This window comes from Cytobacillus firmus NBRC 15306, assembly GCF_001591465.1.
Lineage (GTDB): Bacteria > Bacillota > Bacilli > Bacillales > Cytobacillaceae > Cytobacillus > Cytobacillus firmus.
In genome coordinates this window covers 1-2,250 of sequence record NZ_BCUY01000183.1, presented here as the reverse complement: position 1 = coordinate 2,250, position 2,250 = coordinate 1, and the positions used below count along the sequence as shown (strand labels likewise).

Annotated in this window: 2 protein-coding genes and 1 pseudogene; all 3 read right to left on the bottom strand. The window is 33.3% G+C overall.

The annotated features are described in order from the left end of the window. Positions 1 to 89: 89 nt before the first annotated feature. The 3 genes and pseudogenes from BFI01S_RS24235 to BFI01S_RS21630 all read right to left on the bottom strand — a co-directional run bounded on the left by BFI01S_RS24235 (position 90) and on the right by BFI01S_RS21630 (position 1,506). Positions 90 to 605, bottom strand: a complete 516-nt coding sequence (locus tag BFI01S_RS24235; RefSeq protein WP_235831263.1) for an aminoglycoside adenylyltransferase domain-containing protein — start codon at positions 603 to 605, stop codon at positions 90 to 92. Between the two features lie 90 nt (positions 606 to 695). Beyond that, positions 696 to 854: pseudogene (locus tag BFI01S_RS24485) on the bottom strand (nucleotidyltransferase domain-containing protein); the annotation flags it as partial. Positions 855 to 990: 136 nt separating this feature from the next. After that, complete coding sequence (locus tag BFI01S_RS21630) at positions 991 to 1,506, bottom strand: hypothetical protein (RefSeq protein ID WP_061794410.1); 516 nt, start codon at positions 1,504 to 1,506, stop codon at positions 991 to 993. Positions 1,507 to 2,250 lie beyond the last annotated feature (744 nt).

Here is a 2,250-nt window from a genome sequence, read left to right as displayed (position 1 = left end):
ATTTAAGGATTTGCTAATTCAACTAAAGCCCCCTATAGTTTAAGTACATTTGTTCACAAACTTGGTTTATTTACAGTAATGCTGCCCCGTTAGCTTAATAACTCTTTTACATTATCTGCAAAATAATTTCTGATAAACAACAATTCATTTACCTCAAACGTATAGTTGTCTTGCTTAAAGGAGTAGTTATACATCACTTTCTGGAGTGTATGATGCATCTCTTTTGGCAGGGAGGATAATCCCCAATTTCCCGCCTCTTCCTTCGAAGAAATAACTCCCTCCTTCAGATACCAATACACCCTTATTAAATTCAAGATGCAATAAACAGGCTTCTCAAAAATATTTTCTGTACAATCATAGAAATCTCCCATTATCGAAGAAGTGTAAAAGGATTGGGGAATTAAAGGAAATACTTCGATAATAGGTTTTCCTTCGAGGCAAATTCCCCGATGGAAAGTAATAGTTATATGTGCGGCTAAATCAGGATCTTTCTTAATTTCCCCATTTAAAAACTCATATGTCTCTAATGAGAGATCCTGTTCATATCTTTCTCTCCAAAATTCACTGTAATGAAAGTCAAAAGGACAAGGGTGTTCAAATGGCATTAATTGTTCTCGACTTAAACAGCTTACTTCAACAGGAAAAGGGTGGTTAGAATAAGCTAGAAAGAGTTTTGCCAATCGCCTTTTAAGTTCAATTTTTAATGGTTCTTCAGTGATAACCAAAATATCTATATCACTATTGTTAGGATTGAAGCCTCCCATCGCAAGGGAACCGTGTATATAAAAACCAATAAAATTGTCTTGAACAATTTCCTTAGTCTTCGTTAGGAGATGGAAAACAAACTCTTTTATATCGGATGAACAAGTGTACCAATTACAAGATATAGTAAATCCCCCCTGTACCTTCTTAAATTAAACTTCCCCGTTTGTTAAATAAGAAAAGGGCTTCCAATTATATTTAACAAAACATTAGTTAACTCAATTAGATTTAGTAAGTTTTTTGGTTACCATTTAACATACTTTTTAAGAAATCTATCTTCCTAATATCTTTATTATTATTTTTATCTGCTCGATAGCTATCCTTGGATGATGACTCGTAAACACTTAAATACTGTTCAAGATTTAGTAAGTAATACTTTACCTCTTCCATTTCATGCATTTCTAAATCCTCTATTTGTACTCCGGCAAAACTTGGTAGTGTGTCAATAATGCCAAACTCAACTGCTAATCCCTCTGTAGAGAACTCATGCTCATGCAAATCAATCAAGCTATATTCCATTGATTTCATAATGTTCACTATTTCATTCCAGTTGTATATATTTAATTCAGGCGGTACTTTCCACCCTCTTTCATCACCAGGTACATGAATATCTAAGTCTTGCGCATCCCAATTTTTTCCTGTAACGACTTCTAAACCAACCGAACCCATTAACAAAGGGATAATTTCGATATCATTTAGTTTCTTTGCAATTTTAATAAACTCATTAAATTTGTGATTATCCATTTGCTCCTCCATATTTCACTTAATTTTACAAAAAAATTTTTGCACTAACCTGCCCCGTTTGTTAAAGAAGGGCATTCAACAAGAAATAAACTACTAATCGTCTTTTTTGTGTTTAACTGGTGGTTTTAAAAATTCATCTTCTCCTGGATCAAACCCTTCTGGGTCCCAATAATCCTCTAAGTATTTCTCTTTTTCAAAAATATTTCGTAAAAAGGTAATTGCCTCTTGCCAAGTTGAGAAAAGGTGAATTGAATATGGAGGTTCACCTATGTCATTCCAAACTGCCCAAGTTCTTCTGGCAGCTCAGTGGCACTCCATTGAGCATCTTCAGGAAACGAAAGACAAAATATGTATTTTCATAAGCTGATTTCCAATCAATAAAACCCATTTCAGAAGCAAACTCTTCATATCCTTTAAAGAGTAACTTTCTAAAAATTGTGCCCCACTCCTTTATTATAAAACCTGATTGTTTTATAACCTGCCATTAATTAATTTACTATAATCCTCCATTCAATATATATACAATGTTATAACAATTTCTTATTTAACAAACCTGCCCGTTAGTCGAATAAGAAAAAGCTGCCGAAGCAAACCTGACTTTAGGCCTCGTTAGTTTAAAAAAGACAATAAAGTAACTTATATAGTAAAATATTAGTATTTGCAAAAGGAGCTCATTCTTATGAATATATTAATTTTAGGTGCAACTGGACGAGTTGGAAGTCAAATAGTTACTTATGCCCTTCA

Coding starts and splice junctions, on each gene's coding strand:
- BFI01S_RS21630 (WP_061794410.1), bottom strand. CDS start 1,506: ATGGATAATCACAAATTTAATGAGTTTATTAAAATTGCAAAGAAACTA.
- BFI01S_RS24235 (WP_235831263.1), bottom strand. CDS start 605: ATGCCATTTGAACACCCTTGTCCTTTTGACTTTCATTACAGTGAATTT.